At 60.5% G+C, this 5,900-nt stretch carries 8 protein-coding genes and 1 pseudogene; 6 read left to right on the plus strand and 3 right to left on the minus strand.

The window, feature by feature from the left end:
* The coding region (locus EOA36_RS24885; protein WP_127279832.1) for an NAD-dependent epimerase/dehydratase family protein at nucleotides 1-91 on the minus strand (91 nt) is incomplete at its 3' end.
* Nucleotides 88-1,137 (minus strand): UDP-glucuronic acid decarboxylase family protein, encoded by a 1,050-nt coding sequence (locus EOA36_RS24890; RefSeq protein WP_127279833.1) that lies wholly within the window; start codon nucleotides 1,135-1,137, stop codon nucleotides 88-90. The genes EOA36_RS24885 and EOA36_RS24890, both read right to left, overlap by 4 nt.
* Before the next feature lie 65 nt (nucleotides 1,138-1,202).
* Here EOA36_RS24890 and EOA36_RS24895 point away from each other — a divergent pair, with 65 nt between their 5' ends.
* Nucleotides 1,203-1,427 carry a hypothetical protein gene (locus EOA36_RS24895; RefSeq protein WP_127279834.1) on the plus strand — a complete coding sequence of 75 codons (225 nt, stop codon included), beginning with the start codon at nucleotides 1,203-1,205 and terminating at the stop codon, nucleotides 1,425-1,427.
* A 769-nt stretch (nucleotides 1,428-2,196) separates the two neighbouring features.
* On the opposite strand, the gene EOA36_RS24900 is transcribed toward EOA36_RS24895, so the two are convergent.
* A complete protein-coding gene (locus EOA36_RS24900; protein WP_127279835.1) occupies nucleotides 2,197-2,664 on the minus strand; it encodes a carboxymuconolactone decarboxylase family protein in 468 nt (155 codons plus the stop codon).
* Between the two features lie 86 nt (nucleotides 2,665-2,750).
* Here EOA36_RS24900 and EOA36_RS24905 point away from each other — a divergent pair, with 86 nt between their 5' ends.
* The 5 genes and pseudogenes from EOA36_RS24905 to EOA36_RS24925 all read left to right on the plus strand — a co-directional run.
* The gene (locus EOA36_RS24905; RefSeq protein ID WP_127279836.1) at nucleotides 2,751-3,428 is read left to right on the plus strand and encodes a TetR/AcrR family transcriptional regulator; all 678 of its coding nucleotides are present in this window, start codon (nucleotides 2,751-2,753) and stop codon (nucleotides 3,426-3,428) included.
* A gap of 19 nt (nucleotides 3,429-3,447) precedes the next feature.
* Nucleotides 3,448-4,056, plus strand: a complete 609-nt coding sequence (locus EOA36_RS24910) for a hypothetical protein (protein WP_127279837.1) — start codon at nucleotides 3,448-3,450, stop codon at nucleotides 4,054-4,056.
* On the plus strand, nucleotides 4,053-4,919 hold the full coding sequence (locus tag EOA36_RS24915) for a 23S rRNA (adenine(2030)-N(6))-methyltransferase RlmJ (RefSeq protein ID WP_127279838.1): 867 nt from the start codon (nucleotides 4,053-4,055) through the stop codon (nucleotides 4,917-4,919). The genes EOA36_RS24910 and EOA36_RS24915 overlap by 4 nt, the downstream gene beginning before the upstream one ends.
* Before the next feature lie 186 nt (nucleotides 4,920-5,105).
* Complete coding sequence (locus EOA36_RS24920) at nucleotides 5,106-5,558, plus strand: hypothetical protein (protein ID WP_127279839.1); 453 nt, start codon at nucleotides 5,106-5,108, stop codon at nucleotides 5,556-5,558.
* Nucleotides 5,559-5,592: 34 nt separating this feature from the next.
* Nucleotides 5,593-5,900: pseudogene (locus EOA36_RS24925) on the plus strand (EamA family transporter); the annotation flags it as partial.

Raw genomic sequence — 5,900 nt, forward strand, 5'->3', positions numbered from 1 at the left:
CGGGCAGGTAACCGGCGGCGGCAAGCAGTTTGCAGGTGTGGCTGCCAATAAAGCCGGCTCCCCCTGTTACCAGGATTGCTTTCCCGGTCATGAAGCCGCCGCGGCGCCCTTGGCCAGCCGCCTTCCGTAGAGCAGGGTGTCGAAATAGTCGACGGTATGCGCGAGCCCCTGGGCCAAATTGATCCTCGGCTCCCAACCGAGATTGTTCCTGGCGAAGGAAATGTCCGGCTTGCGCTGCCTGGGATCGTCGATCGGCAGTGGCCGATGCACGATCTTTGATCTGGAATTGGTGTAGCCCACGACCAGCGTCGCGAGTTCCATGATGGTGAATTCGCCGGGATTGCCGAGGTTGACCGGGTGGGTAGGGGCACTCGGCGCGTTCATCAGCCGCATGAAGCCCTCGATCAGGTCGTCGGCGTAGCAGAAGGAACGGGTCTGCAAGCCGCTGCCATAGACGGTCAGGTCTTCGCCGCGCAACGCCTGGACGATGAAGTTCGAGACGACGCGCCCGTCGTCGGGCTGCATGCGGCGGCCGTAGGTGTTGAAGATGCGGGCAACGCGAATATCGAGGCCATATGTCCTCGAATAGTCGAAGAACAGGGTTTCGGCCGAGCGTTTGCCTTCATCATAGCAGGACCGCGGTCCGTGCGTGTTGACATTGCCGAAATAGCTTTCGGGTTGCGGGTGCACGAAGGGATCGCCGTAGACCTCGGACGTGGAGGCCTGGAATATCTTGGCGTTGTTGCGACGCGCCAGTTCCAACAGGTTCAGCGCGCCAAGCACGCTCGTCTTGAAGGTATGGATCGGATCTGCCTGGTAGTGTGGCGGAGAAGCGGGGCAGGCGAGATTGTAGATCTCGTCGAACCGGAGGTCCAAGGTCAATGGATCGACGATGTCGTGCTCGATGCAGCTGAATCTCGGATCGTGCAGCAGCGCATTGAGATTGTATCTTTTGCCGGTATGGAAATTGTCCACCGCGACGACGTCGTATCCGTCCTGCAAAAGACGTTCGCACAGGTGCGATCCCAGGAAGCCAGCGCCCCCGGCGACCAGAGCCCGGCTTCGGTTGTGGCCCTTGCCGTTGCCCTCTTGGTCGTTCCTGGAACCAAGTTTCAGAACCTTTACGACCTTACTCATTCAGTCCTCCTACGCACCGCAACACTACCCGTCGGGCCGGGGCAAAGCACTGCCCGGCCACGTTCTTGAAACGCGGCAATCCTCCGCATCCGCGGATCGCCATCATTGATGCGCGCTTGTCATTTTCTGAGTTTGCGGAGCCACTGCCGCGCGGCTTCTATGCTGCCGTTCAGCAGTCCATGCGCCCCGAGATCGCGATCACGCGCTTGGTGCCATCATCGCCGATTGCTCGCCCAAATTGCACATCCCAACGAATTGAAAATATACCTGTGGAAATTCCAGTCAACTAAATTAGCGATTTCTTAACCAATTGTGTTTGCCAATGGTTAATCATGAGGCGGCACGCCCGCTAGTCGCGTGCAGGTGGCCGTGGGCGCGGTTCCTCATTTTGAATCAGCATATTGGCTCGACCGCGAAGAGATTCCACATGCCACGGCGAGCTGTTCTCGGGCGCGCCATCAAAAAGCTTGATATCGAGGAATGCCGGGAAGTGCCCTCGTGAGGCACTGGGATGCGCAGCCCCGGAGAACTACCCGAATGAAGAAGGTTCAGAACGATTCAAATCTTCAGGTTGCAATGAGATTGTTGCCCAAATCCGCTCGGGCTGCAGACGTAAACATTCGGTTGTGAAAACCTTGCCAGTATCGCTTTGTGAATGGAATCCGCATCGCAGCTGGCAGTGGCGCAGGGCAGACCAACAGTCAAAATTAGAAGGCAAAATCGGCCCGCGGGAATAAGGTTTAATCCCGATTTCTTTTCGTCGGGCCGCCCGTGATCTCTGTGCATTCGAGGTCCCTCATCCGTAAAGATGCGAGGCGACATTCCCCTTTCAGGCGCGTCGAATTTATAGTGGAATGCCGGCTATCTCGGCAATGGCATTTGAGGGCTTAGGCAGGCTCTTGTCTATTGCGCGATCACGCATTCGGGTTGAACGCAGCACTGGTGTGCGAGCCGTAAAATGGCCGAGGCTGACGATGGCCCGCTTCGCTGCGGGCCATCCCAGCCCTTTTGTCGAGTGTGATGGATCTCTCTTGAAGCAGGCCAGGCTTGCCAGCGGGCTTACTGCCCGCCCATTTCCTTCTTGAATGTATCGAAATCGACCTGCATGCCGTTGAAGATTGTGCTCCAGTGGCGGGTCAGCGCCGCCATCGCCACGGCTTCCTGGATCTCCTCGTCGGTTGCGCCGGCGCGCTTGGCGTCCTGCGTGTCCGACCAGATGCAGTAGGTGCAAGGGATCTGTGCCGCCACGGCTAGGGAGATCAGCGACTTGACCTTGGGCGGCAGCGCCGTCTTGTCGCTGAGTTCGATGGCCTTGACCTCGGCCCAGGCACCGGGCAGACCGGTTTTGGGAAACTGTTTCACAAAGCTCGGTACACCGCCCATGGTCGACTGTATGTCCTTGAGGGTGGCATCATAGTCGTCGGCACGGGCCAGCCCGGTGCCGAGCGACAGCACGCAGGCGGCGGCGAACAGGAAAGCACGATGGGACGAAGACTGTATGGATTTGACGATGCGATGGTACGACATGGTTTCTCCTCTGGCCTTTGCTAGCCTTACGATGTAAGGTGATCGTGAAAATGAACCTTACACTGTAAGCTGTCAGGCCAGCGCTAATGGATCAATCAATCAAGAAAAAGAGAGCACGCGGGCGTCTGTCCCGCGAAATGATCGAGGACGCGGCTTTCGAGGTGATCGAGAGGGAGGGGCTTTCCGGCTTTTCGATGCGCAAGCTCGCCGCTGCGCTCGGCTGCGAGGCGATGAGCATCTACCATCACTTTCCCTCAGTGGCGCATCTGCACGAAGCGCTGGTCGACCGGCTGATCGGTGCGCTCGAAATCCCCGACGCCAGCCTTCCCTGGCGGCAAAGAATGCGCATCGCCATTGAGGATTTTCGCCGCATCGGCCGCGACCATCCCGCCTATTCCAGTTTCATCGTTACCTATCGGATGAACTCGCCGACTTGCCTTGCCTGGTTGAACGGCATTATCGGCTTGTTCAAGGACGGCGGCTTCGACACTGAACTCAGCGCGCGGCTGTTCCGCACCGTCGGATACTATCTGATGGGCGCGGTGCTGGACGAGAATGCGGGCTATTCCAGAGGCCCGTCCGCGGTGAACACGGTCAGCGACGAGCAATTGGCCAGGGACTATCCAAATGTCATGGCAGCCGGGCGCTTTTTTGGTGCCGCCGAATTCGACAAGACATTCGAACTCGGCCTCGACATGGTGCTGGACGAAATGGAGCGCCTGCGCGACGGTGCGAATGCAAGCCAGCCGTCCGGCAAGGTTTGATTGCAAGGTGACCGCCTGAATGCGCTTTCTGTTTGTCCTGATCCTGTTGGCCGGCACCGGCATCGGTCTCATCTACCCCTGGGCGATGACGAATTTCTCCGGTCGCGAAATCGGCACCTGGCGGGTCTATGAGCAAGGCCGGTTCAGGCCGTTGACCGTATCGCTCAAAGGTCGAGATGCGCCGGTGCGGGTGCTGGTGGACCTGACGGCAAGGGCCGAACGCATCGTTTCGCAGCAGCGCACGGTGTTGACGCTGACCGCGGCCACCAATGGCCGCACGGTGCTTGCCTCGACGCTGCAGTTCAACCACGTGGACAATCCGCGCCAGGCCAGCCCGCAACTGCCCGACAAGATCTTTCGCGACGAAGCTGGCCTGATTGCCACTGTCAACCCTGGCGCCTACGTCTTCACCGTCGGCCCGGGCGACGCCGACGACATACCGATGCGAGCGGTCGACCTTGTCTTGCGCTCCGGCGTCGGGGAAATCGACGGCCGCTCGCGGCCGATAGGCTTCTCGCTGATGGCGGTCGGCTTGATCGGCTTCCTGCTGTCCTTGCGTTCCGGTGGCGGACGACCGGAAAATCCGAACTCGCAGCCGCCTCCACGCTGGGGCAGGGGTCCCACGTGAACTACCGCCACGCCTACCACGCCGGCAATTTTGCCGATGTCGTCAAGCATGTCGTGCTGACGCGCCTGCTCGAATATCTGAAGCAGAAGGACAAGGCGTTTCGTGTCGTTGACACCCATGCCGGCATTGGCCGCTACGACCTGTCGTCACTCGAAGCGCAAAAGACCGGTGAGTGGCAGGGCGGCATCGGCAGGCTGATCGATACCTCGTTCGACGCGAAGGCGGCGGCGCTGCTGGCGCCCTATCTGGCGGCGGTGCGCTCACTCAATCCCGAGGGCGGCGTGAAGAAATATCCAGGCTCGCCGTTGCTCGCGCGCAATCTCCTGCGCAAGCAGGACCGGTTGTCGGCGATCGAACTGCACCCGAAAGACGCCGCGAAGCTGAAGACGGAGTTCGCCGGCGATTTCCAGACAAGGGTGATGGAGATTGACGGCTGGCTTGCACTCGGAGCGCACCTGCCGCCGAAGGAAAAGCGCGGCCTGGTGCTCATCGATCCGCCCTTCGAGGAAGAGGGTGAGTTCGGCCGCCTCGTCGACGGGCTGGTGAAGGCGCACAAGCGCTGGCCCAGCGGCATCTACGCGCTCTGGTATCCGATCAAGGACCGTAGGGCGGTGATCGCCTTCAGGAAAGCGCTGAAGCAATCCGGCATCCCGAAAATCCTCGACATAGAATTCGAGATCAGGCCGGCCTCGTCGGAACCCAGCCTCGATGGCACCGGCATGGTGGTGGTCAATCCGCCCTTCACGCTGGAAGGTGAGTTGAGAACCGTATTGCCGGCGTTGCACAGATTGCTTGCGCTGGCAAAACCGGCGCACTGGTCGATGGAATGGCTGGCCGGCGAGCAGGTCCCGCCGCCGGGATAGCCGCCTTCGACCGCCGCGCTCGTTACGACCGCACGATCCGCCTTCTGGGGAACTTCGCCGCCGCCAGTGCATTGCTGCTTGCAGCAACTGTCCGGCACCGGTTTCTGGAAACCATTGTTTCGGCAACCGCTTGACCGCCGTCAAGCGAATCCGCACAGTGCGTGCATTCGACCTTGAGAGGCTGCCATGACTCGCTTCGCCAAATCCGCACTTGCTGCCCTGATTTCGCTCTGCACGCCGCTTACCGCGCCTCTCGGGATCACCCAGGCGGTCAAGGCGGCTGACCTCGCCGTCTATACTGAAGACGATGGCAGCGTCTGCGGCGAATCATGGGTGCTGAGCAAGATCACGGATCGGTTCTCTTATCAGGTGCATCACGTGCCGCATCTGCCCGACGTCGCTATCACCGATTTTCGCGACATTCGCCAGCACCGCTACGAGCAAGCGAGCGAGGAATGGCCGATCGGCCGTCACTATTGCCGGGCAACCGTCAGCCTGTCGGATGGCCGGGATCGGTCGATCTTCTATCTGATCGAGGAAGGCCAGGGCTTTGCCTCGATCGGCGACAATGTCGAGTTCTGCGTCTCGGGCTTCGATCGATGGATGGTCTATAACGGCCGTTGCCGCGTCTTGCGCTGAACGCGTTTCTTCCTTTTCCGATCCTTTTTCGCGCCTGGCAACGGGGGCGATCATCGCCGCCTATGCGATGGTCGACGCGATTGGCGTTCGTGCGGCGGGCAATGTCGGCGCCTACACCGCCTGGGTCCTGCTGGCCTATGGCCTGTTGCTGCCGTCGACCTTCGTAGCTTTTCGCGGCAGGCTCGCCGTCGATGCTCGGGCACCGGAAACGTGGAAGGCGCTGGGCGGCGGCCTGTTCGCGCTTTTGGCCTATGGCGTCGTGGTGGCGGCCTTCGCACTCGGTCCTGCCGGTCCGATCACCGCGATCCGCGAGACCAGCGTCGTCTTCGCGGCCTTCATCGG

It is taken from the genome of Mesorhizobium sp. M8A.F.Ca.ET.021.01.1.1 (genome assembly GCF_003998025.1).
Lineage (GTDB): Bacteria > Pseudomonadota > Alphaproteobacteria > Rhizobiales > Rhizobiaceae > Mesorhizobium.